Annotated in this window: 20 protein-coding genes and 1 riboswitch; of the genes, 11 read left to right on the top strand and 9 right to left on the bottom strand. The window is 72.4% G+C overall.

Features of this window, described 5'->3' with window-relative positions; all coding sequences use genetic code 11:
- The first annotated feature begins 57 nt into the window (after positions 1-57).
- The 5 genes from qcrC (at position 58) to Sru02f_RS08215 (ending at position 6,508) form a co-directional block, all read left to right on the top strand.
- Complete coding sequence (gene qcrC, locus Sru02f_RS08195; RefSeq protein ID WP_003976665.1) at positions 58-867, top strand: cytochrome bc1 complex diheme cytochrome c subunit; 810 nt, start codon at positions 58-60, stop codon at positions 865-867.
- On the top strand, positions 864-1,925 hold the full coding sequence (qcrA, locus tag Sru02f_RS08200) for a cytochrome bc1 complex Rieske iron-sulfur subunit (protein WP_003976666.1): 1,062 nt from the start codon (positions 864-866) through the stop codon (positions 1,923-1,925). The genes qcrC and qcrA overlap by 4 nt, the downstream gene beginning before the upstream one ends.
- Entirely contained in the window at positions 1,922-3,559 is a 1,638-nt protein-coding gene (gene qcrB, locus Sru02f_RS08205) for a cytochrome bc1 complex cytochrome b subunit (protein WP_109031781.1), read from the top strand. Before qcrA ends, qcrB begins: the two co-directional genes overlap by 4 nt.
- Positions 3,560-3,690: 131 nt before the next feature.
- The gene (trpD, locus tag Sru02f_RS08210; RefSeq protein WP_109031782.1) at positions 3,691-4,755 is read left to right on the top strand and encodes an anthranilate phosphoribosyltransferase; all 1,065 of its coding nucleotides are present in this window, start codon (positions 3,691-3,693) and stop codon (positions 4,753-4,755) included.
- Between the two features lie 104 nt (positions 4,756-4,859).
- A riboswitch (SAM riboswitch) is annotated at positions 4,860-4,976 on the top strand.
- 146 nt (positions 4,977-5,122) lie between these two features.
- Complete coding sequence (locus Sru02f_RS08215) at positions 5,123-6,508, top strand: aminotransferase class V-fold PLP-dependent enzyme (protein ID WP_109031783.1); 1,386 nt, start codon at positions 5,123-5,125, stop codon at positions 6,506-6,508.
- On the opposite strand, the gene Sru02f_RS08220 is transcribed toward Sru02f_RS08215, so the two are convergent.
- The 7 genes from Sru02f_RS08220 to Sru02f_RS08250 form a co-directional block, all read right to left on the bottom strand.
- Positions 6,430-7,665, bottom strand: a complete 1,236-nt coding sequence (locus tag Sru02f_RS08220) for a glycerate kinase (protein ID WP_167469535.1) — start codon at positions 7,663-7,665, stop codon at positions 6,430-6,432. The two genes, Sru02f_RS08215 and Sru02f_RS08220, sit on opposite strands and share 79 nt — an antisense overlap.
- Positions 7,666-7,694: 29 nt before the next feature.
- Positions 7,695-9,110 (bottom strand): SLC13 family permease, encoded by a 1,416-nt coding sequence (locus Sru02f_RS08225; protein WP_167469514.1) that lies wholly within the window; start codon positions 9,108-9,110, stop codon positions 7,695-7,697.
- An 82-nt stretch (positions 9,111-9,192) separates the two neighbouring features.
- Positions 9,193-9,858 (bottom strand): response regulator transcription factor, encoded by a 666-nt coding sequence (locus Sru02f_RS08230; protein WP_003976672.1) that lies wholly within the window; start codon positions 9,856-9,858, stop codon positions 9,193-9,195.
- Positions 9,855-11,219: a sensor histidine kinase gene (locus Sru02f_RS08235; RefSeq protein ID WP_109032096.1), complete on the bottom strand. Its 1,365-nt coding sequence runs from the start codon at positions 11,217-11,219 to the stop codon at positions 9,855-9,857. Before Sru02f_RS08235 ends, Sru02f_RS08230 begins: the two co-directional genes overlap by 4 nt.
- Positions 11,220-11,277: 58 nt before the next feature.
- Positions 11,278-11,592, bottom strand: a complete 315-nt coding sequence (locus tag Sru02f_RS08240; protein WP_109031785.1) for a small secreted hydrophilic protein — start codon at positions 11,590-11,592, stop codon at positions 11,278-11,280.
- A gap of 157 nt (positions 11,593-11,749) precedes the next feature.
- Positions 11,750-12,031 (bottom strand): Lrp/AsnC family transcriptional regulator, encoded by a 282-nt coding sequence (locus Sru02f_RS08245; RefSeq protein WP_003976675.1) that lies wholly within the window; start codon positions 12,029-12,031, stop codon positions 11,750-11,752.
- Positions 12,028-12,798, bottom strand: a complete 771-nt coding sequence (locus Sru02f_RS08250) for a rhomboid family intramembrane serine protease (protein WP_109031786.1) — start codon at positions 12,796-12,798, stop codon at positions 12,028-12,030. Before Sru02f_RS08250 ends, Sru02f_RS08245 begins: the two co-directional genes overlap by 4 nt.
- A 156-nt stretch (positions 12,799-12,954) precedes the next feature.
- Here Sru02f_RS08250 and Sru02f_RS08255 point away from each other — a divergent pair, with 156 nt between their 5' ends.
- The 5 genes from Sru02f_RS08255 (at position 12,955) to Sru02f_RS08275 (ending at position 18,415) form a co-directional block, all read left to right on the top strand.
- Positions 12,955-13,194: a hypothetical protein gene (locus Sru02f_RS08255; RefSeq protein ID WP_003976677.1), complete on the top strand. Its 240-nt coding sequence runs from the start codon at positions 12,955-12,957 to the stop codon at positions 13,192-13,194.
- 62 nt (positions 13,195-13,256) lie between these two features.
- Positions 13,257-14,600 carry an NYN domain-containing protein gene (locus Sru02f_RS08260; RefSeq protein WP_109031787.1) on the top strand — a complete coding sequence of 448 codons (1,344 nt, stop codon included), beginning with the start codon at positions 13,257-13,259 and terminating at the stop codon, positions 14,598-14,600.
- Positions 14,601-14,831: 231 nt separating this feature from the next.
- Positions 14,832-15,875 carry a C40 family peptidase gene (locus tag Sru02f_RS08265; protein ID WP_109032097.1) on the top strand — a complete coding sequence of 348 codons (1,044 nt, stop codon included), beginning with the start codon at positions 14,832-14,834 and terminating at the stop codon, positions 15,873-15,875.
- 235 nt (positions 15,876-16,110) lie between these two features.
- Positions 16,111-17,127 carry a C40 family peptidase gene (locus Sru02f_RS08270; protein ID WP_109031788.1) on the top strand — a complete coding sequence of 339 codons (1,017 nt, stop codon included), beginning with the start codon at positions 16,111-16,113 and terminating at the stop codon, positions 17,125-17,127.
- Between the two features lie 94 nt (positions 17,128-17,221).
- Positions 17,222-18,415 (top strand): hypothetical protein, encoded by a 1,194-nt coding sequence (locus Sru02f_RS08275; RefSeq protein ID WP_167469515.1) that lies wholly within the window; start codon positions 17,222-17,224, stop codon positions 18,413-18,415.
- A 35-nt stretch (positions 18,416-18,450) separates the two neighbouring features.
- On the opposite strand, the gene Sru02f_RS08280 is transcribed toward Sru02f_RS08275, so the two are convergent.
- On the bottom strand, positions 18,451-19,716 hold the full coding sequence (locus Sru02f_RS08280; protein ID WP_109031789.1) for a glycosyltransferase family 87 protein: 1,266 nt from the start codon (positions 19,714-19,716) through the stop codon (positions 18,451-18,453).
- A 158-nt stretch (positions 19,717-19,874) separates the two neighbouring features.
- Here Sru02f_RS08280 and Sru02f_RS08285 point away from each other — a divergent pair, with 158 nt between their 5' ends.
- A complete protein-coding gene (locus Sru02f_RS08285) occupies positions 19,875-21,017 on the top strand; it encodes a glycosyltransferase family 4 protein (RefSeq protein WP_109031790.1) in 1,143 nt (380 codons plus the stop codon).
- Between the two features lie 117 nt (positions 21,018-21,134).
- On the opposite strand, the gene Sru02f_RS08290 is transcribed toward Sru02f_RS08285, so the two are convergent.
- Positions 21,135-22,931: an AMP-dependent synthetase/ligase gene (locus tag Sru02f_RS08290; RefSeq protein WP_109031791.1), complete on the bottom strand. Its 1,797-nt coding sequence runs from the start codon at positions 22,929-22,931 to the stop codon at positions 21,135-21,137.
- Positions 22,932-23,228 lie beyond the last annotated feature (297 nt).

A 23,228-nucleotide genomic window follows, 5' to 3' on the forward strand; every position in this document is an offset into this window, starting at 1 on the left:
GCAACACCAGAAGCATCGACAGCATCGACGCAGAAGATCCTGACACCGGGGTAATCCGTGAAAAAGCTCTCCGCACGACGACGCCATCCGCTGGCGGCCCTCGTCGTCCTACTCCTCGCGCTGGCATGCACAGGGGGGCTGTACGCCGCGTTCGCACCCGCGAGCAAGGCGCAGGCCGATGAATCCGCCCAGTCCCTCGCCATCGACGAGGGCAAGAAGCTCTACGCCGTCGGCTGTGCCAGTTGCCACGGCACCGGAGGGCAGGGCACCAGCGACGGTCCGAGCCTGGTCGGCGTAGGCGCCGCGGCCGTCGACTTCCAGGTGGGCACCGGCCGCATGCCGGCCCAGCAGCCCGGCGCGCAGGTGCCGAAGAAGAAGGTCATCTACTCCCAGGCGGAGATCGACCAGCTCGCGGCCTACATCGCGTCGCTGGGTGCCGGTCCGGCGATCCCCTCGGAGGAGAAGTACGGCCCCGAGGGCGCGGACATCGCCAAGGGTGGCGAGCTGTTCCGCACCAACTGCGCGCAGTGCCACAACTTCACCGGCAAGGGCGGCGCCCTGACGCACGGCAAGTACGCGCCGAGCCTCGAGGGTGTCGACCCGAAGCACATCTACGAGGCCATGCAGACCGGCCCGCAGAACATGCCCTCCTTCCCCGACACCACGCTGTCGGAGCAGAACAAGAAGGACATCATCGCCTACCTGGACGCGGTCAACGGTGACGACACCGAGAGCCCCGGTGGTCTCAGCCTCGGCGGACTCGGCCCGGTCAGTGAGGGTCTGTTCGCCTGGGTGTTCGGACTGGGCGCGCTGATCGCCGTCGCCGTCTGGGTCGCCGCTCGGACCGCAAAGGCCAAGAAGTCATGAGTAGCCAAGACATTCCAGAAGAGAACCTGCCGGCAGAGCAGGACCGCCCGCACGGCGCGGCCGCCCGGCCCGCGGACGAGACCAACCCGTTCGCCGACCCGGGTCTGCCGCCCCACGAGCCGCGGGTCCAGGACGTCGACGAGCGGGCCGCCAAGCGGTCCGAGCGCACGGTCGCCCTGCTGTTCACGCTGTCGATGCTGGCCACCATCGCCTTCATCGCCGCCTTCGTGGCGATCGACGTCGACAAGTCGGTCTACATCTTCCCGCTCGGTCACATCAGTGCGCTGAACTTCGCGCTCGGCATGACGCTCGGCGTCGCGCTGTTCGCCATCGGCGCGGGCGCGGTCCACTGGGCCCGCACCCTGATGTCCGACGAGGAGGTCGCCGACGAGCGTCACCCGATCGAGGCGTCCCCCGAGGTCCGTGCCAAGGTCCACGCGGACTTCAAGCAGGGCGCCAAGGAGTCCGTGATCGGGCGCCGCAAGCTGATCCGCAACACGATGCTGGGCGCGCTCACCCTGGTGCCGCTCTCCGGCGTCGTCCTGCTGCGCGACCTCGGTCCGCTGCCCGGGACCAAGCTCCGCCACACCCTGTGGTCCAAGGGCAAGCTCCTCGTCAACATGAACACCAACGAGCCGCTGCGTCCCTCCGACGTCGCGGTGGGTTCGCTCACCTTCGCCATGCCCGAGGGCCTGGAGGAGCACGACGAGGACTTCCAGAACGAGATCGCCAAGGCCGCCCTGATGATCATCCGGCTGGAGCCGGACTCCATCAAGGACAAGCGCGAGCTCGAGTGGTCGCACGAGGGCATCGTGGCGTACTCGAAGATCTGCACCCACGTCGGTTGCCCGATCTCCCTGTACGAGCAGCAGACGCACCACGCGCTCTGCCCCTGCCACCAGTCCACCTTCGACCTTGCCGACGGTGCCCGGGTCATCTTCGGTCCCGCCGGTCACGCCCTGCCGCAGCTGCGCATCGGCGTGAACGACGAGGGTTACCTCGAAGCGCTCGGCGACTTCGAGGAGCCCGTCGGTCCTGCTTACTGGGAGCGCGGATGAGTACTGCAGCAAACGAACCGTCCCGCTCACGCGGGAAGGCACCGGCCGGCGAGCGCGTCGCCGACTGGGCCGACGGCCGGCTGGGGATCTACTCCCTGGCCAAGGCCAACATGCGCAAGATCTTCCCCGACCACTGGTCGTTCATGCTGGGTGAGGTCTGCCTCTACAGCTTCATCATCATCATCCTCACGGGTGTGTACCTGACGCTGTTCTTCCACCCGTCGATGGCCGAGGTCCAGTACCACGGCTCGTACGTGCCGCTGCAGGGCCAGATGATGAGTGAGGCGTACGCCTCCACTCTGGACATCAGCTTCGACGTCCGCGGCGGTCTGCTGATCCGGCAGATCCACCACTGGGCCGCGCTGATCTTCCTGGCCGGCATGTTCGTGCACATGATGCGCGTCTTCTTCACCGGCGCGTTCCGCAAGCCGCGCGAGGTCAACTGGCTGTTCGGCTTCCTGCTGCTCGTCCTCGGCATGTTCACCGGCTTCACCGGTTACTCGCTCCCGGACGACCTGCTCTCGGGCACCGGTATCCGCTTCATGGAGGGCGCGATCCTGTCCGTGCCGATCGTCGGCACGTACATCTCGTTCTTCCTGTTCGGCGGCGAGTTCCCCGGCCACGACTTCGTGTCCCGGTTCTACTCGATCCACATCCTGCTGCTGCCGGGCATCATGCTCGGGCTGCTGGTGGGCCACCTGATCCTGGTCTTCTACCACAAGCACACGCAGTTCGCGGGTCCCGGCAAGACCAACAAGAACGTCGTCGGCATGCCGCTGCTGCCGGTGTACACGGCGAAGGCCGGCGGCTTCTTCTTCCTGGTCTTCGGTGTGATCTCCGTCGTGTCGGCCATCGCCACGATCAACCCGATCTGGGCCATCGGGCCCTACCGGCCCGACCAGGTCTCCACCGGCGCCCAGCCGGACTGGTACATGGGCTTCTCCGAGGGCCTGATCCGGGTGATGCCTGGCTGGGAGATCAACTTCTGGGGCCACACACTGGTCCTGGGCGTGTTCGTCCCGCTGCTGATCTTCCCGCTGGTCCTGGCGGCGATCGCGGTCTACCCGTTCATCGAGTCCTGGGTCACCGGGGACAAGCGCGAGCACCACATCCTGGACCGCCCGCGCAACGCCCCGACCCGTACGGCCTTCGGTGTCGCCTGGCTGACCGTCTACTTCGTGCTGCTGATCGGTGGCGGCAACGACCTGTGGGCCACCCACTTCCACCTGTCGATCAACGCGATCACCTGGTTCGTCCGCATCGCGTTCTTCGTCGGACCGGTCGTCGCCTTCATCGCCACCAAGCGGATCTGCCTCGGCCTCCAGCGCCGGGACAAGGACAAGGTGCTGCACGGACGCGAGTCCGGCATCATCAAGCGCCTGCCGCACGGTGAGTTCATCGAGGTGCACGAGCCGCTCAGCCAGGAGCAGCTGCACACGCTCACGGCGCACGAGCAGTACAAGCCGGCCGAGATCGGCCCGACGGTCGACGAGAACGGCGTCGAGCGCAAGGTGAGCGGCACGCAGAAGCTCCGTGCCAAGCTCAGCGAGTCGTACTACGGCGAGGAGTCGCAGATTCCGAAGCCGACCGTCGAGGAGTACAAGGAGATCACGAGCGGCCACGGCCACCACTGACCCTCCGGCGTCGCCACACCACGGTCGAAGGGCCCCGTTCCGTTCTGCGGACGGGGCCCTTCGCCGTGTCCGGGGCTGGATAGGGTGGGAGCACGATCCCCGTCGACGACACACACGATTCAGGAGCGGCTATGAGCGCTGTGACCCCCGCTGGAGGCGACACCACGGCGGACCGCTCCTGGCCCGCCCTGCTGAACGGACTGCTGGACGGCCGCGACCTGAGCGCGGACGACACCGCCTGGGCGCTGGACGTGATCATGCGCGGCGAGGCGACCGACGTGCAGATCGCCGGGTTCGCGGTGGGCCTGCGGTTCAAGGGGGAGACGGTCGAGGAGATCTCCGGACTGGTCCGCACCATGTACGAACACGCCAACGTGATCGAGGTGCCGGGGAAGACCGTCGACATCGTCGGCACCGGCGGCGACGGCGCCAAGACGGTCAACATCTCCACCATGTCGGCGATCGTCCTGGCCGGCGCGGGTGCGAAGGTCGTCAAGCACGGCAACCGGGCCGCCTCCTCGGCGTCCGGGGCCTCCGACGTCCTGGAGAAGCTCGGGGTCAACCTGGAGCTGACGCCGCAGCGGGTGGCGGAGGTCGCCGAGGAAGCCGGCATCACCTTCTGCTTCGCCGTGAAGTTCCACCCGGCGCTGCGCCACGTGGCGACGGCCCGCGGCCAGCTCGGCATCCGTACGGTGTTCAACTTCCTGGGTCCGCTGACCAACCCCGCCCGGGTGAAGGCCCAGGCGGTCGGGGTCGCGCACGCCCGGATGGCACCGATCGTCGCCGGGGTCTTCGCCGAGCGGGGCCACTCGTCGCTGGTCTTCCGGGGCGACGACGGTCTCGACGAGCTGACCACGACCGCCACCTCCCGGGTCTGGGTCGTGCGCGACGGCCGGGTGACCGAGGAGACCTTCGACCCGCGGGACGTCGGCATCGAGCTGGTGCCGGTCGAGGCGCTGCGCGGGGCCGACGCCTCCTACAACGCCGACGTCGCCCGCCGCCTGCTGGCCGGCGAGAAGGGTCCGGTGCGGGACGCGGTCCTGCTGAACTCGGCGGCGGCCCTGGAGGCCCTGGAGCCCGGCGAGGGGGCGCTGGCCGAGCGGCTGCGGGCCGGGATGGACCGGGCGGCCGAGGCGATCGACTCCGGGGCGGCCCGGCGGGTGCTGGAGCGTTGGGTGGCCGTCAGCAACGCCTGAGCGGCGGCACGGCGGCACCGCGCTACGGCGGTACATGTGACGTGCGTCCCGCGATCCGGACCCGGGTTGCGGGACGCCGATCATTTCCCATAGGTTTTTCGACAGGTCATGAGTGACAGTCATGAGGCCCCGGCCGACTGTCCGGCAACCCTCCGTCCGTGGCGGGGTGCCCCGGGTGAAGACCAGGTCGTGGACAGCAAGGTCCACGGCAAGCGCGGACCCCTCGCGAAACCAGGGGTCCTGGGTCGTCCGAGGGAGTCTCCCGTGAACCAGCGAATGCGATAGGGCCGCAGAGCCCCGCCTCCGCACCCTCCTTTTTCCTCTTTCACAGCGCCCCGCCGCGCGCTGGTCCTCACGGGAGTCCGCCATGTCCGTACCCACCGCTGTCGCCACCCCGCTGCCCGTCCTCGGCCGGGACGTCACCGTGCCGCTCGTCACCGGCGGCGAGGTCGCCTACGCCGCGCTCGACTACGCCGCCAGCGCGCCCGCGCTCCAGCGGGTCTGGGACGACGTGGCCGCCTACGCCCCGTACTACGGCAGCGTGCACCGGGGCGCCGGGTACCTCTCGCAGCTGTCGACCGACCTGTTCGAGAACGCCCGCGGGACGGTCGCCGAGTTCCTCGGCTGCCGGGAGGACGACCAGGTCGTCTTCACCCGGTCCACCACCGACTCCCTGAACCTGCTCGCCGCCGCGCTGCCCGCCGGCTGCCGGGTCTTCGTCTTCGAGACCGAGCACCACGCCTCGCTGCTGCCCTGGCGGAACGCGGACGTGACCTACCTCGACGCCCCGCGCACGCCCGCCGAGGCCGTCGAGACCCTGGAGCGCGCCCTCGCCGCCCGCGAGCCGTACGGGCCCGCCCTGGTCTGCGTCACCGGCGCCTCCAACGTCACCGGCGAGCTGTGGCCGGTGCGGGAGCTGGCCGCCGCCGCCCACGCGCACGGCGCCCGGATCGTGCTGGACGCCGCCCAGCTCGCCCCGCACCACCCGGTGAGCGTGCGCGACCTGGACGTGGACTGGGTCGCCTTCTCCGGGCACAAGCTGTACGCGCCCTTCGGCTCCGGCGTGCTGGCCGGCCGCGCCGACTGGCTGCGCGAGGCGGAGCCGTACCTGGCCGGCGGCGGCGCCAGCCGCAGCGTCTCCCGGCGCGCGGACGGCGGCGTGGACGTGCGGTGGCACGACAGCGCGGCCCGGCACGAGGCCGGATCGCCCAACGTCATCGGGGCCTACGCGATCGCCTCCGCCTGCAAGGCGCTCACCGAGGCCGGGTTCGACTCGCTGGTCGCCCGCGAGGAGTACCTGATCCGGAAGGTGCGCGAGGGCCTCGCCGAGGTGCCCGAGGTGCGTGTCCTGTCCCTCTTCGGGGACGACGCGCCGCGCGTCGGAGTGCTCTCCTTCGTCGTCGAGGGCTGGAACAGCTCGCACTTCGCCGCCGCGCTCTCCGCCGAGTACGGCATCGGCGTGCGCGACGGCCTGTTCTGCGCCCATCCGCTGCTGCGCACCCTGCTCGGCAGCGACCCGCAGACGCAGGGCGAGTGCGGGGCGCCCGAGGCGGCGCCCGGCGAGAAGTCCCTCAACGCCATCCGCGTCAGCTTCGGTGCGGGCACCCCGGACGAGCACGTGGAGCGGTTCGTGAACGCCGTCCGGGAGCTGGTGAGCGACGGCGCCCGCTGGAACTACCGCACCGAGGACGGGCGCTGCGTGCCCGACACCACCTCCGGCGCCCCCGCCCCCGCGGCGGGTAGCGGCGCCTGAGCGGTCCGGCCCGGCAGCCGCGACCCCAGCACCACCATCCGCAGCGCCCGTTCCGTGGCGTCCGTGAGGAGCTCGGAGGCGCGCAGCAACGCGTCCGCCAGGGCCATCGGCGCCGGCATGATCCCGTGGCAGGCGTCCACCCCGGGCACGTCGTGCGCGCCCTCGCCGAGCGTGCCCGCCAGGGCGAGGACGGGCCGGCCGGAGAGCTTGGCGCGGCGGGCCACCTCGGCCGGCACCTTGCCGCGCGGCGTCTGGTGGTCCAGGGCGCCCTCGGCGGTGAGCACCAGGTCGGCCCGGGCGAGGCGGGCGTCCAGGTCGAGGTGGCCCAGGAGCACGTCGAAGCGGGGCAGCAGCCGGGCCCCGACGGCGGCGAGTCCCGCGCCGAGGCCGCCGGACGCGCCGGTGCCTGGCCCCGTGCGCAGGTCGGTGCCGACGACACCGAGGTCGCGGGTGAGTACGCGCGCCCAGTTCTCCAGCCCGGCCGACAACTCCTCGACCTGCGCGGGCGTCGCCCCCTTCTGCGGGCCGAACACCCGGGCCACGCCCCGCTCGCCGCACAGCACGTTGTACGGGTTGCAGGCGACGAGCAGCTCGGTGTCCTTCAGCCGGGCGTCGAGACCGGACGGGTCGATGCGGACGAGGCGGTTCAGCTCCCGTCCGCCGGGGCCGAGTTCGAAGCCGTCCGCGTCCAGCAGCCGGGCCCCGAGCGCCTGGAGCGCGCCCGCGCCTCCGTCGGACGTCCCCGAGTCGCCGCAGCCGACCAGCACCCGCCGCACCCCGGTGCCGAGGGCGGCGCGGATCAGCTCGCCGACGCCGTACGTGGTGGTGGCGCCGGGGTCGCGCAGGGCGCGGGGGACCAGGGACAGGCCCGCGACGGCCGCCATCTCCACCACCGCCGTGTCCCCGGTGCCGAGCAGCGCGAAGTGGGTGCCCACGGGATCGCCGACCGGACCGGTGGCGGCCAGCGCCACCAGCCGCCCGCCGGTCGCCGACGCCAGCGCGACGGCGGTGCCCTCGCCGCCGTCCACGAGCGGGATCCGGTCGATCTCGGCGTCCGGCAGCACCCGGCGGACGCCCGCCGCGATGGCGTCGGCGGCGGCACGGGCGGACAGGGATTCCTTGAATCCGCTGGGGGCCACGACCACACGGTTCAGCACGGGGGACGGACGAGACATGGTGGGCTCCTTCAGCGGGTCACGGGCACGCCGAGCAGCGGCCAGACCGCGGCGGCGAAGAACAGCACGAGCAGGGCGGTCAGCGGCGCCAGTACGGCGGACAGCCGCAGCAGGTCGCGCGGGGTGTAGGTGGGGACGCCGGGCACCTCGGAGAAGAGCGTGACCGGCTTGGCGGAGGCCGGGAGGGTGTGGCAGAACCCGGCCGCCGCCGTCGAGGCGAGCGCGGCGGCGACCGGGTTGACCCCGGCGCCGACGGCCGCGGCGATCACCAGCGGGACCAGCACCGAGGAGCGGGCGGAACGGGACTGCAGGACCAGGTGGGCCGCCGTGCTCACCGCGACCACCACGCCGAGGAAGGCGGCCGGGGCGACGTCCGCGGGCAGGCCCGACACCAGCCACCCCGCCGCACCGGAGTCGGCCAGCGCGACGCCCATCGCCATCGTCGCCGCCATGAACAGCAGCAGCGACCACGGCACGGTCCTCAGCGCGTCCTTGAGCCGTACGGTGCCCAGCGCGGGGGAGGAGGCGACGACCGCGCCGATCAGCGCCACCACGGCGGGGGAGACCCGGTGCACGGGCTCGCTGCACCACAGGGCCACCACCGTGGCCAGCAGCAGCGCGCAGCGCTTCTCGGCCTGCGTCCAGGGGCCGGTGACCGGGCTCTCGCCGTGCCGCTGTATCTCCTCGGCGGTGATGCGGACGGGCCCCGCGCGGTCCGCGCGGCGCGTGGTCGTCAGCAGGACCGTCTCGGCGGCGAGGTGGGAGGAGGCGACCGCCAGCGGCAGGCCGAGCAGCAGCCACTGGGTGAACCCGATCCGGTCCCCGGTCGCCTCCCACAGCACCGACACCGTGATCAGATGCGCACCGGCACCGATCAGGGTCGCCACCGCCGACAGCAGGATCACGGTCGGGAACAGCAGCGCCAGCATCACGACCAGTCGTTTCCGGTCTGCGAGCGCCTTGGCGAGGGCGAGGAACACCGGCAGCGCCAGCGCCGCCCGGCCGGAGGTGGCCGGCACCGCGAAGGCCGTGACGACCAGCGCGGCCGTCGTCAGGTGCACCAGCTGCCGCACCGTGCGCGCCCCGCCCACCAGGAACGCCGCCGCCCGCCCCGCGAGCCCGGTCCTGGCGACCGCGGCGGCCAGCACGAAGGCGCAGATCAGCAGCCACACCGTGTCCTCACCGAGGGTGCCGAACAGGGTGTCGCTGCTGATCACACCGGTCGCGGTCAGCGCGAGACCGGCGCCCAGCGCGATGTACGTGTCGTCGATCGGCGTGCCGATCCAGGCACAGGTGGCCAGCGCGAACACGGCGAGGGTCAGGCGCGCGTCGCCGCCCAGGGCGGGGAAGTTGCCGGGGACGGCCAGCAGCGCGCACAGGGACAGCGCCGCGCACAGGGCCGCCGCGAGGCGGAGGTTCAACGTCACGCCTCGAGCGTCCAGGGGCGCGGTGAGCCCTCAATGAGGGTCACATGAAGGAAACTTCACCGGGCCGCCCAGGACGCGGGCCTCACCAGGTCGGCAGCCGGTACCCCATCCCGCGCACGGTCTCCACCTGCCGCGCGCCGAGCTTCTTGCGCAGGGCCCGCACGTAGACGTCCACGATGTTGGAGCCCGGGTCGAAGTCGTAGCCCCACACGTGCGACAGGATCTGCTCGCGGGACAGCACCTGCCCCGGGTGGCGCAGGAACAGCTCAAGGAGCACGAACTCACGGGCCGTCAGGTCCACCGTGCGGCCCTCGGACCGGGCCCGGCGGGTACGCAGGTCGAGGCTGAGCGGCCCCGACCTCAGCACCGTCACCTCCGGCGCCCTGGCCGCCGTACGCAGGCGCAGCCGCACCCGGGCCAGCAGCTCCTCGAAGCGGAACGGCTTGGTCATCCAGTCGTCGGCGCCGCCCTCCAGGCCGGCCACCGTGTCCCGTACCGAGTCCCGTGCGGTCAGCACGATCACCGGGGTCGTCACCCGGGCCTCGCGCAGCTCGCGCAGGACCGTGAAGCCGTCCCGGCCGGGCAGCCCGATGTCCAGGACGACGAGGTCGAAACCGCCGGTGAGGGCGTACTCGTAGGCGGCGTCGCCGTCGGCGACCGCGGTGGTGGTGAAGCCGTTGGCGCGCAGGCCCTTCTGGACGAAGGAGGCGATGCGTTCCTCGTCCTCGACGATGAGGATGCGGTTCATGGTCGTGCCTCTTCCAGAGTGAGTACGAAGGTGGCGCCACCGCCGGCGGTGGCGCGCAGGTCGACCCGGCCGCCGTGGCCCTCGGCGATCGCCCGCACGATCGACAGCCCGAGCCCGGCGCCCGTGCCGCGCACCCCGCGCCGGGCCGTGCCGCGCCGGAACCGCTCGAAGATCACCTCGGCGTCCTGCGGCTGGACGCCGGGGCCGGAGTCGGCGACGTACAGCTCGATCCGCGAACCGTCGGCGCGGGAGCCTATGCGGACCCGCTGGCCCGCCGTGGTGTGCTGCACGGCGTTCTGCGCGAGCTGCACCATCGCCTGGGTGATGCGCTGGGGGTCGAGGTGGGCCTCCCGGTCGGCGACCTGGTCCAGCACCCACTCCCGCTCGCCCAGGGTGCGCGCCTTGACGAAGACGTCGGCGGTGAGTTCGGCGAGCTGCACCGGCTCGGGGGCGACGAAGTCGGGGCGTTCGGCCTTGGCGAGCAGCAGCAGGTCCTCGACGATGCGGCTCATCCGGTCCAGTTCGTCGGTGACCAGGCGGACGGTCTCCTCGCGCTCGGCCGGATCGTCGCCCATCAGCTCCAGGTGGCCGCGCACGATGGTGATCGGGGTGCGCAGCTCGTGCCCCGCGTCGTCGACGAACCTGCGCTGGGTGGCGAAGGCGCGCTCCAACCGGTCCAGCATGGCGTTGAACGTCTCGGCCAGGGCCGCCACGTCGTCGTGGCCGTGCACCGGGATGCGCCGGGTCAGGTCCTGCTCGGTGAGCTGGGCGGCGGTCGTGCGCACCAGCCGCACCGGCTTCAGGATGCGGCCCGCCACCACCCAGGCGATGCCGGTCGTCATCAGCAGGGCGACGCCGGAGATGGCGAGCAGGACGCGGAACACCTCGTCCGCGCGCGCCTGTTCGCGCCCCGGGTGGAAGGCGACCACGAAGGCGGCCGCCGGTTCGCCGCCGTAGCGGGCCACGGTGACCTTGGCCCAGCGGATCTCGCCCTCCGGCCGCTCCAGGGTGCCGGTGGAGTCGGGGGAGGCGTAGATGCGGCGCCGGGCGTCGGCGTCCTCGTGCAGGGGCCGGCCGACCGGGATCTCCCGCTGCTGGATGATCTGCGTGGGCCGGCTGCCCACCTCGCCGACCAGGCCGACCAGTTCCTCGTCCAGGTCGGCGTACTGCCGTTCCAGGAAGACCCGCAGCAGCCGCCCCGGGTCGGTGAACGGGCGGCCCGTCTCCGGGTCGAAGCCCTGCTCCTCGAAGTTGGCGAACTCGCCGGCCTCCTGCGCGAGCAGGCCGTTGATCCGCTGGTCGGTGTCGCGCAGCAGGATCGAGCGGGTGGTCGCCGCCACCGAGGCCAGCGCGACCGCCATCACGAGCAGCAGCCACAGCAGGATGCGGACCCGGGCCGAGACCCGGCGGCGCTCGCGCTCACCCGTCGCCGGGTCCGTCGTCCCCGGCCGCGTCGTCCGCGGGTTCCCCGGCGTCCCGGCCGCCCCGGTCGTCGTCATCGTCGTCATCCGAAGGGCCGTCGGTGACCGGCGGCCGCGTCACCACCTGGTCGCTGGGCGTCGGCTCGGGCGAGGAGGAGGCCGGCGCCGGGGTGGGGGAGCCGCTCTCCAGCTCCACTTTGGCCGGGACCTTGGGCTCCTGCGGGCTGTCGGTCAGGGCGAAGCTGGTCGCGGCGATGCCGAGCGGGATCAGGACTACGGCCGCGAGGGCCGCCATCCGGCGGGAGAAGACCATGCGGTGGATTCTGCGCGAGGATTTCGGCGGGCCGGATGAGTACCGCGTGAAGAACTCTTCATCCGGTGCCCGGGCTCGTCGGTTGTCTGCCGCGCCGTCGTGGCTGGTCGCGCAGTTCCCCGCGCCCCTTCAGGGGCGTGACCCACTCGCCCGCGTCTCAGTTGTCGAGGCCGATGGCGAACGCCGCTTCCAGGTCGTGCTGGGAGTAGGTGCGGAAGGCCACGTGCGTGTCGGTGCCCTCCACGCCCGGGATCTTGCTGATCCGGCCGGGGATGACGTCGGCCAGGTCCTCGTGCCGGCTCACCCGCACCATGGCGATCAGGTCGTAGGTGCCGGTGACGGAGAAGACCTCGCTGACGCTCTCCAGCGCGGCGATCTGCTCCGCGATCTCGGGAATGCGGTCCACGCTGGTCTTGATGAGGACGATCGCGCTGATCACGGCTGGTTCTCTCCCTCGGGCGCCGCCACTGGAACGCCACCAACTCTAGTCGCACGTCCGAACCGCACCCAGGCGAAGGCGAAGCCCAGGCCGAAGCCCACCAGGTGCGCCAGGTACGCCACCCCCGGTCCGTCACCGGCCCGCCCGGCGGCCAGCCACTGAAGGGAAACCCAGAACGGCAGCACGACCCAGGCCGGGAAGCGCAGCGGCAGGAAGAAGAGGAAGGGCAGCAGGCTGGTCACGCGGGCCCGCGGGAAGAGGAACAGGAACGCGCCGAGGACCGCGGAGATCGCCCCCGAGGCGCCGACCAGGGACTCCTGGGAGTGGGCGTTGGCGCCCGCGTAGCCCACCAGGGCCAGGTAGCCGCAGCCGAGGTAGAACAGGGCGAACTGGAGCCGACCCATCCGCTCCTCGGTCATGGCGCCGAAGACGTAGAGGAAGAGCATGTTGCCCAGCAGGTGCACCCAGCTGCCGTGGACGAACAGCGCCGTGGCCGGGGTGAGCGCCGACCCGGGGGAGTCCTCGAACAGTTCTGCGGGGATCACGCCCCAGCGCCGGAAATAGGCGCGCTGTGCCGCCAGCACCTCCTCCCCGGTGCCGTACACCGGATTCAGGCCCGCCGCCGGGCTGATCAGGAACAGCAGACAGCACAGCGTGATCAGCGTGTACGTCACGGGCGCCGTCCGGCGCCGGGACGGGCGGGCCGGGACGAGCCCGCCGACCGCCGTGACCGTTCTGCGGACCGCCGTGCTCCAGTTGCGGATCATGGACACAGAGCATGACGTAACGGGCGCGAGGGCTCATAGCGCCTCGCCGCCGTGGACACGCGGGCGTCGGGTACCCGCCAGGCCGTAGGGTTACGTGCCACACGCACCGGGGGAGCCCGGCGCGTCACCGACACTGGAAGAGAGCGAACAGCCACGATGACGGTTCCCCTGCCGACCGACACGACGCGGTGGCGCTGCACCCTCTGCGGCAACCTCACCCGCTTCGACGTGACCCGGGCCTCGAAGGTCGTCGAGTACGTCCACCTCGACCTGGCCGGTGAGCCGACGGTCGAGGAGCGCGAGGTGCTCAGCGAGACCGTCGAGTCGGTGCGGTGCCGCTGGTGCAACGCCGTGGACCAGGTGGAACTCGTGGACAGGCCGGGTGCCGCCTCCTGAGCGGAGCGGCCCCGCACCAGGCGATTCCGGTCCGGGATCGCCCTGAGACATTGGGGTGACGGATGGTGGAGACACACGGCGGGGGGCCGGGCGACGGCGCCGCTGAGGTGCTCGACCGCCCGCTGCCCGACGGCGTGCGCCGCCGGGTCGTGCAGATCGTGTCCGACGGCTTCGGCTCGCTCACCCTCGGCGAGCTGCCCGCACAGCTGAGGCAGTACGCCAGGTTCGCCCCGAACCGCCGGGTCAAGTTCGCCGGCAACGCCATGGCCGCCGCGGTGGAGACCGACCCGCTCTTCCGCCAGCGCATCGGCGAGAAGTTCCGCGACGCCCAGCCCGAGCTGGCGGACGCGCTGGACGCCGGGTCCGCGCTGCCGGCCGCCGACCCGCTGGACGTGGCCGCCGCGGCCTACGTGCTGCGCCCGCACGGCTGGGTGAAGCTGGTCACCGCCGCCGGTGAGGAGGCGCAGCGCGCGGACGCCGAGCGCGCCGACGAGGAGAGCCGCGCGGAGCTGGAGCGGCTGCACGAGGAGCTGTCCCGGGCCCGGGAGCACACCAGGGCCGAGACCGAGCGGCTGCGCGGCGAGCTGGACGCGGCGAAGCGGGAGACCGAGTCGCTGCACCGCAAGCTGCGCTCCGCCCTCAGCGACGTCAAGCGCGGCGAGGCGGCGCTGCGCAAGGTCCAGGCCGAGCTGGACGCCGTACGGGCCGAGGGGCAGACCCAGATGTCCGCGGCCGAGAGCGAGACCCGGCGGCTCAAGGCCCGCCTGGGGGAGGCCGAGGCGGGTCTGGAGGCCACCCGCAGGGCCGCCCGCGAGGGGCGCAGCGTCGAGGACATGCGCGTACGGCTGCTGCTCGACACCCTCCTCGACGCCACCCAGGGGCTGCGCCGCGAGCTGGCGCTGCCCCCGGTGTCCGTGCGGCCCGCCGAGACCGTGGACGCGGTCGAGCCCGGCCGGATGACGCCGAAGGACATCGCCAACCGGGCCCTGTCCGAGAACGACCCGGCGATCCTCGACCAGTTGCTGGCGCTGCCCCAGGCGCATCTGGTCGTCGACGGCTACAACGTCACCAAGACCGGCTATCCGCAGATGCCCCTGGAGAAGCAGCGGCTGCGGCTGCTCGGCCAGCTCTCCCAGCTCGCCGCGCAGACCGGCGCCGAGATGACCTGTGTCTTCGACGGGGCCGAACTCGTCGCGCCGGTGCTGCTGGCGCCGCCGCGCGGGGTGCGGGTGCTGTTCTCCAAGCCGGGTGTCACCGCCGACGAGCTGATCCGCCAGCTGGTGCGGGCCGAGCCGCCGGGCCGACCGGTCATCGTCGTCTCCACCGACCGCGAGGTCGCCGACGGGGTGGCGCGCGCGGGCGCACGCCCGGTGGCGTCCGTGGTGCTCCTCAAGCGGCTTTCCTAGCCCCTCATTCACTTCCGTACCAACCGCAACGTAGGCTCCCTATGCCCGAATTGACGGAACCGTCACGCAACGTAGTGTCAGGCAGGCGTCACTGCAGGTGAGTTGTGGCGGAAAACGCGGTGCGTAACCGTGATTTTTCGGCGGAGGATTTGAACTGATCACGAGTGGGTCACTAGGGTCACCCTTCGAACCCTCGAACGGGTGATCCCTCTCAAGAAGGAGCTCGTCTCCGTGGCGTCCCACCGTCGTCCCAAGCAGCCGAGCCGCACGCGCGTGACCGTGCTCACCACCGCTGCCGCCGCCGCTGTCGTTCTCAGCTCCCAGGCCGCCAACGCCGCCCCGAGCGAGAAGCCGAGCAAGGACGAGGTCAAGGCCAAGGTCGACAAGCTCTACGAGGAGGCCGAGCAGGCCACCGAGAAGTACAACGGCGCCAAGGAGAAGCAGGAGAAGCTCCAGAAGGAGATCTCCACCATCCAGGACAACGTCGCCCGCGGCCAGGAGGAGCTCAACGAGCTGCGCGACGGCCTCGGTTCGATGGCCAGCGCCCAGTACCGCTCCGGCGGCATCGACCCCTCCCTCCAGCTCTTCCTGTCCGCCGACCCGGACAACTACCTGGACAAGGCCTCCACCCTCGACCAGCTGAGCGGCCAGCAGGTCGAGGCGCTGAAGAAGATCCAGGTCAAGCAGCGCGACCTCGCGCAGCAGCGCTCCGAGGCCTCCGAGAAGCTCAAGGACCTCTCCGCCACCCGCACCGAGCTGGGCAAGAAGAAGAAGGAAGTCCAGGGCAAGCTCTCCTCCGCGCAGAAGCTGCTCAACACGCTCACCGCGCAGGAGAAGGCCGCCCTCCAGCAGGAGGAGCAGCGCTCCAACCGCGCCAGCGAGCGCCAGGTCCTCACCGGCGGCAAGTCCACCCCGGCCTCGGGCCGCGCGGGGGCCGCCTTCGCCGCCGCCCAGGGCAAGATAGGCACGCCCTACGTCTACGGCGCCACCGGCCCGTCCTCCTTCGACTGCTCGGGCCTGACCTCCTGGGCCTACGCGCAGGCCGGCGTCGGCATCCCGCGCACCTCCCAGGCGCAGGCCAACTACGGCACGCGCATCTCGTCGTCGAGCCAGCTTCAGGTCGGCGACCTCGTCTTCTTCTTCAGCGACCTGCACCACGTCGGCCTCTACGCCGGCAACGGCCAGGTCCTGCACGCGCCGCGCACCGGCACGAACGTCCGCTACGAGTCGATGAGCACCATCGGCGGTCCGTTCATGTTCGGCGTACGGGTCTGACCGTGCTCCGCGTCCGGGGCCGACCCGGACGACCAGCACCACCCGAAGTCGTCCCCGCCGTGCCGCCCGTTCGGGCGAATCGCGTCCGGGCCCTGTGACCCCCGCCCCGCCGGTGACCTGCGTCAGCGGCGGGGCGTCGTGTTGCGCGGCGCCGGCGGTCGTTGGCCGGTGCCCCGCCGGGGGGTTACTGTCTGCCGCGTTTCCCCGTCCGCCAGCGGAAGGAGTGCGGCTTCCCGTGGGGTCCCATCGCCGCCTTGCACCATCCGGGTTCGACCGTGGCTCCACCGCCGCCGTCGGCCTGCTCTCCGTGGCCGCCGCACTGCTGGGCGCCGTACCGGCCACGGCCGCCCCGCACGACGACCGGCGGGCGGAGGTGGACCGGCTCCACACCGAGGCGGAGCAGGCGACCGAGGCCTACAACAAGGCCGACGCGCGCACCGACGCGCTGCGCGAGGAGGTCACCACCGCGCAGGAGTCCATCGCCCGGCAGCAGGAACGCGTCAACACCATGCGGGACGCGCTCGGTTCGCTGGCCGGCGCGCAGTACCGCTCCGGCGGCATCGACCCGTCGCTGGCGCTGCTGCTCTCCGCCGAACCGGACGACTACCTCGACCGGGCCTCCGTGCTCGACCGGATCACCACCCGCCAGGCGGGTGAGCTGAGGGAACTCCAGCAGGCGATGCGCGACCTCGCCCAGGACCGTGCCGAGGCGGCCCGCAAACTCACCGAGCTGGAGCGGGGCCGCAAGGCCGTGGCCGCCCACAAGAAGACCGTCGAGCGCAAGCTGGCCAGGGCCCGCGCGCTGCTCGCCGCCCTGCCGGACGACGAACGCACCGCCTACCAGCGGGGCTCCCGCTCCGGCCGCGAGGACCTGACCGCCCTCGCCGGTGCCGCCGCGCCCGCCTCCGGCCGGGCCGGAGCCGCCTTCGCCGCCGCCCGCTCCGCCCTCGGCAAGCCCTACGTCTGGGGCGCCAACGGCCCCTCCGGCTTCGACTGCTCGGGCCTGACCCAGTGGGCCTACGCGCAGGCCGGAGTGGGCATCCCGCGCACCTCCCAGGCTCAGTCCGGCGCCGGGCGGCACGTGTCCCTGGCCGAGGCGCGCCCCGGCGACCTGGTCGCCTACCGCGACGACGCCAGCCACATCGGCATGTACGCCGGCAACGGCCAGGTGATCCACGCGCCCTACCCCGGCGCGCCGGTGCGCTACGACCCGGTCGGCATGATGCCGATCTCCTCGATCACCAGGGTGTGACCCCACGGCCCCTCCGGCCCGCCGCGTGCACCGCGTACCCCACGTCCGCATCGCCCGGTGCCTTCCGCGGCCAGGCGCCCGTACGATCGGGAAGGTGGCTGGTCGAAGGCGGGTGTCGGGGTTCTCGGTGGTGGCGCTGTGCCTGCTGCTGGTCGCGCTCGTGGGCTGCGGGGGCCGGACCGCGACCGACCCGTCCCCGGCCGACGTCCAGCGGGTGCTCGACCGGCGGGCGGCGGCCGTCCTCGCCCACGACGCGGCCGCCTACGCGCGCACCGGCACCGGCACCGGCTTCGGCAACCTGAGCGCGATCCCGCTCGCCGCCTGGTCCTACCGGGTACGGGGCGTGGAGCGCAGCGGCGACACCGCCACCGCCGACGTCGAGCTGCGCTACCGCGTCCAGGGCTACGACCGGGGTCCCGTCTCCGCGGGCCGCACCGTGCGGCTGAGCCGGGACGGCACGGCCGGGACCTGGACCGTCGACTCCGACCGCCCCGCCAAGGAGTCCGGCCAGCAGCCCTGGGACCAGGGCGCGGTCGAGGTCGTGCGCGGCACGCACAGCCTCGTCCTCGGCGTCGGGCAGTCCACCACCACCCTGCGCCGCTTCGCCGACCTGGCCGACCGCGCGGTGCCGGCCGTCTCGGACGCCTGGGACGGCGACTGGTCCCGCCGGGTGGTCGTGGTCGTCCCCCGGTCACTGGAGGGCATGGCGGGCCTGCTCGGCTCGCCCGCCTCGTCCTACCGGGGCATCGCCGCGGTCACCACCGGGGAGACGGGCGGCCGGGAACACGCCCCCGCGGACCGGATCATCGTCAACCCCGACGCGTACGGACTGCTGGGCAGCCTGGGCAAGCAGGTCGTGCTCACCCACGAGACGACCCACGTCGCCACCCGCGCCGACACCACCTCCGCCACCCCGCTGTGGCTCTCCGAGGGCTACGCCGACTGGGTCGGCTACCGCGGCAGCGGCCGCACCGCCGCCCAGGCCGCCCCCGAACTGGCCGACGCGGTCGCCGAGGGCCGGGTGCCCGCCCGGCTGCCGACCGACGAGGACTTCGGCTTCACCGCCGACGCGGACGCACTGGCCCGCGCCTACGAGGGCGGCTGGCTGGCCTGCCGGATGATCGCCGAGCAGTGGGACGAGGACCGGCTGGACGCGTTCTACCGCTCCGTGGGCACCCACGACGACCGCGCCGGCGCGGTGGAGGCCGCGCTGCACGAGGTGCTCGGAACGACACCGGACAACTTCACGGCACGCTGGCGGGCGTACCTGCGGACCCGGCTCGGATGATCGGACGAGCCGCGCGGGCTCTCGGCCGGCGGGCCTCAGGGCGCGCCGGTGGGTGTGTCCGCGGGTGCGGCTCGGGTGAGGGGGGCGGGCCGTTCGGCCGGGGCCGGGGTCCCGCGGCGCACCGTGCCCCGCCACAGCGCGCGGGCGGCGAGGAGGGTGGCGGCCACCAGCAGGCCGTTGCGGACGGACAGGAGCGTGATGCCGAAGGGGGTGCTCGCCACCACGTCCGCGAACAGCAGCGGGAACTCCAGTGCCGTCAGCGGGGTCGCCGCCAGCACCAGGGCGACCGGCACCCGCATCCGGCTCGCCCGGAAGCACCGGCAGACCGCACCGAGGCCCACCAGCCACACCAGGTACTGGGGGCTGATCACCCGGCTGGTCACCGTGAACATCAGCACCGCCACGAAGGCCGCGTCCGCCGCCGTGTGCGCCGCGAACCGGTGGGACGCCGACCGCGAGGCCCGCACCCGCCACAGCAGCAGCCAGCCGAACGCCACCGCGCTCAGGGCCAGCGAGACCGTGCCCACGGTGTCCACGTGCGGGCCCAGGAACTCCATCGAGCCGTAGTTCAGCAGCACCCCGCCCTCCCAGCCGAAGTGCCGGGCGACGTGGAAGACCAGCGAGCCCAGCGACTCCACCTCGACGCCCCGCTCGCGCTGGAACGTCAGGAACGCGAACGCCCCGGGCATCGACACGGCGAACAGCGCGGCCAGCCCGGCCCCGCTCACCGCGGCGGCGACCCACGGCCCGCGCCCCCGCATCCCGACGAGCACCAGCGCCGGCCACACCTTCAGCAGCGCCCCGACCGCCGCCAGGGCCCCCGCCACGCGCGGATGCCGCCCGGCGGCGAGCAGCGCGGCCACCGCGACGGCCGTGACCATCACGTCGTAGCGGGCGTACACCGTGGGACCGAGCAGCGGTACGCCCGCCACCCACACCCACGCCCCGCGCGGCGACCGCCCCGTCCCCCGGCCGGCCTGCCACAGCAGGGCCAGGACGGCGGCGTCCGTGACACACGCGAGGACGAAGAAGGCCGTCGCGTACTCCAGGAAGGGCAGCAGGCCGGGGGAGAGGACCGCGAAGGCCGCCGCCGGCGGATACTGCCAGGTGACGTCGTCCAGCGGAAACGTTCCGGTGCGCAGCACGTCGGCCCAGTCCCGGTAGATGACGGACACGTCGCCGGTGACGTCCGGACCGGGGAAGACCAGCACCTTCAGCACGAACAGCAGCAGCACCAGCCGGGTGGCGCCCCAGACCGTCAGCAGCCACACCGGTGACCGCCCCGCGTCCCTCGTCTCCACGTGCTCCCTGCCCGTCCGTGCCCGCCCGCACCTGCCCGTCCCCGCCTCGTACCCGCTTGCCCCTCCCGGTGCGGCCATGATGACCCGGACCCCTGTGGGCGTGCCACAGGAGGCGGCCGGGCCAGGCCCCCGGCGGCCGGTTCGGTAGGGTCGGCGGCGTGCGCAAGACCTTGATCGTGACCAACGACTTCCCGCCCCGCCCGGGCGGCATCCAGGCCTTCCTGCACAACATGGCGCTGCGCCTGGACCCGGAGCGGCTGGTCGTCTACGCCTCCACCTGGAAGCGCGGCCGCGAGGGCACCGAGGCCACCGCCGCCTTCGACGCCGAGCAGCCCTTCACCGTCGTACGGGACCGCACGACGATGCTGCTGCCGACGCCGGGCGCCACCCGGCGGGCGGTGGGGCTGCTGCGCGAGCACGGCTGCACCGCGGTGTGGTTCGGGGCGGCCGCGCCCCTCGGCCTGATGGCCCCGGCCCTGCGCAGGGCGGGCGCCGAGCGCCTGGTCGCCACCACCCACGGCCACGAGGCGGGCTGGGCCCAGCTGCCCGCCGCCCGGCAACTGCTGCGCCGGATCGGGGAGTCGACGGACACGATCACCTACCTCGGCGAGTACACGCGCTCCCGGATCGCGGCCGCGCTCACCCCGGAGGCCGCCGCCCGGATGGTGCAACTGCCGCCCGGCGTCGACGAGAAGACCTTCCACCCGGCCAGCGGCGGCGACGAGGTGCGCGCCCGCCTCGGCCTCACCGAGCGCCCCGTCGTGGTCTGCGTCTCCCGACTGGTCCCGCGCAAGGGCCAGGACACCCTGATCCGCGCGATGCCGCGCATCCTCGCCGCCGAGCCGGACGCCGTCCTGCTGATCGTCGGCGGCGGCCCCTACGAGAAGGACCTGCGCCGCCTCGCCGAGGAGACCGGCGTCGCCGCCGCCGTCCACTTCACCGGCGCCGTGCCCTGGTCCGAACTGCCCGCGCACTACGGCGCCGGCGACGTCTTCGCCATGCCCTGCCGCACCCGCCGGGGCGGTCTCGACGTGGAGGGCCTCGGCATCGTCTACCTGGAGGCCTCGGCGACCGGCCTGCCCGTCGTCGCCGGCGACTCGGGCGGCGCACCCGACGCCGTACTCGACGGCGAGACGGGCTGGGTGGTCCGGGGCGAGGACCCGAACGAGTCCGCCGACCGCGTCACCACCCTCCTCGCCGACCCGGAACTGCGCCACCGGATGGGGGAGCGGGGCAGGGCGTGGGTCGAGGAGAAGTGGCGCTGGGACCTGCTGGCGGAGCAGCTGAAAACGCTGCTGTAGGACAACGCCCCCAGGGGCGCGGGGCTGTGACATGTGCGGCTCCGCCGTGCGGGCGCGGGCAACCACGACGAGGGTGAAGCCGCCGACGAACCGAACCCGGCACCCCGGAAGGCGGCCCTACTTGGCGTAAATCGCCTCGATCTCGTCCGCGTAGTCCTTGGCGACAACGTTCCGCTTCAGCTTCAGCGACGGCGTCAAGTGCCCCGAGTCCTCGGTGAACTGCGCCCCCAGCACCCGGAACTTGCGCACCGACTCCGCCTTGGACACCGCCGCGTTCCCGTCGTCGATCGCGTCCTGGATCGCCGCGAGCAGTTCCGGATCTTCCCGCAGCGACACCGCCGTCGAGCCTGCGGGCTTCCCGTGCTCCGTGCACCAGCGTCCGAGGAACTCCTCGTCGATGGTGACCAGCGCGCCCACGAAGGGCCGCCCGTCGCCGACCACCATGCACTCCGCGACCAGCGCGTGCGCGCGGATGCGGTCCTCCATGACGGCCGGGGCGACGTTCTTGCCGCCGGCGGTGACGATGATCTCCTTCTTGCGGCCGGTGATCCGCAGGTAGCCGTCCTCGTCCAGGGTGCCGATGTCGCCGGTGTGGAACCAGCCGTCGGCCAGCGCCTCCGCGGTCGCGCCCGGGTTGTTCCAGTACTCCTTGAACAGGTGCTCGCCGTGCAGCAGCACCTCGCCGTCGTCCGCGATGCGCACCACCGAGCCGGGCAGCGGCTGGCCCACCGTGCCGATCTTCTGCCGGTCCCAGGGGTTGAAGGCGGTGGCCGCGCAGGACTCGGTCAGGCCGTAGCCCTCCAGGACCGTGAAGCCGATGCCGCGGAAGAAGTGACCGAGTCGCTCGCCGAGCGGGGCGCCGCCGGAGATGGCGTACTCGCCGCGCCCGCCGAGGACCGTGCGGAGCTTGCTGTAGACGAGCTTGTCGAAGACCTTGTGCTTGATCTTCAGGCCGACGGACGGGCCCGACGGGGCGTCCAGGGCCTTGCTGTACGCGATCGCGGTGTCGGCGGCCTTGTCGAAGATCTTGCCCTTGCCGTCCGCCTGGGCCTTGGCGCGCGCCGAGTTGTACACCTTCTCGAAGACCCGCGGCACGCCGAGGATCAGCGTGGGCCGGAAGGCGGCCAGCTCGTCGGTGAGGTTCTTGATGTCGGGGACGTTGCCCAGCTTGATCGGCGCGATCATCGGCGCGACCTGGACCAGGCGGCCGAAGACGTGGGCGAGCGGCAGGAAGAGGAGGACCGAGCACTCACCGGTGCGGAAGAGCGGGCGCAGCCGTTCCACCACGTTGCCGCACTCCGCGAAGAAGCTGCGGTGGGTGAGCACGCAGCCCTTGGGGCGGCCCGTGGTGCCCGAGGTGTAGACGATGGTCGCGGGGTCGTCGGCCTTCGCGATCGAGCCGCGCTCCTCGACGGTGCGGTCCGTGACGTCCTGGCCCAGACGCCCCAGCTCCTCCACGGCGCCGGCGTCGATCTGCCAGACGTTCTTGAGGGCGGGCAGCTGCTCGCGCACCGACTCGACGGTAGCGGTGTGCCCGGCCGACTCCACCACGCACGCCGTGGCGCCCGAGTCGCTCAGGATCCACTGCACCTGCTCCGGCGAGCTGGTCTCGTACACCGGCACGGTGATCGCGCCCGCGCTCCAGATCGCGAAGTCCAGCAGCGTCCACTCGTAGCGGGTGCGGGACATCAGACCGACCCGGTCGCCCGGCTGGACACCGGAGGCGATGAGTCCCTTGGCGGCGGAGTGCACCTCGGCGAGGAAGGCGCGCGCGGTGACGTCCTGCCAGACGTCTCCCACCTTGCGGGCGATGACGGCGACGTCGGGATGCTGCGCGGCGTTTCTGCGGACGATGTCGGTCAGGTTTCCGTCCGCGGGGACCTCGTACAAGGCCGGAAGGCTGAACTCGCGCAAGACTGCTGCTCCTCATAGGGCGCCGGCGCCACGACGTTGTGTGATGCGACGGTGCGGTCCAAGGCTCGGGCTGTGGCTCCGGAGGACTCATGCGGGATTCACATGTTGAAATCCAGAGCACGACTGGACTGCCCGGACGTTACCCGCCGGTATGCGTTCTCCGACAGGGGGTCCCCGCGAGATGTTCGCTGCGTCACACGGATGGGGTTTGCTTTGCGCACAGTAGTCGACGGATCAACGGACCAGCCAGTAACCGCAGGTCCGACCGCCACTGTTCACATCACGCGCGCGCTGCTT

Origin of the sequence: Streptomyces rubrogriseus (assembly GCF_027947575.1) — a bacterium.
Lineage (GTDB): Bacteria > Actinomycetota > Actinomycetes > Streptomycetales > Streptomycetaceae > Streptomyces > Streptomyces rubrogriseus.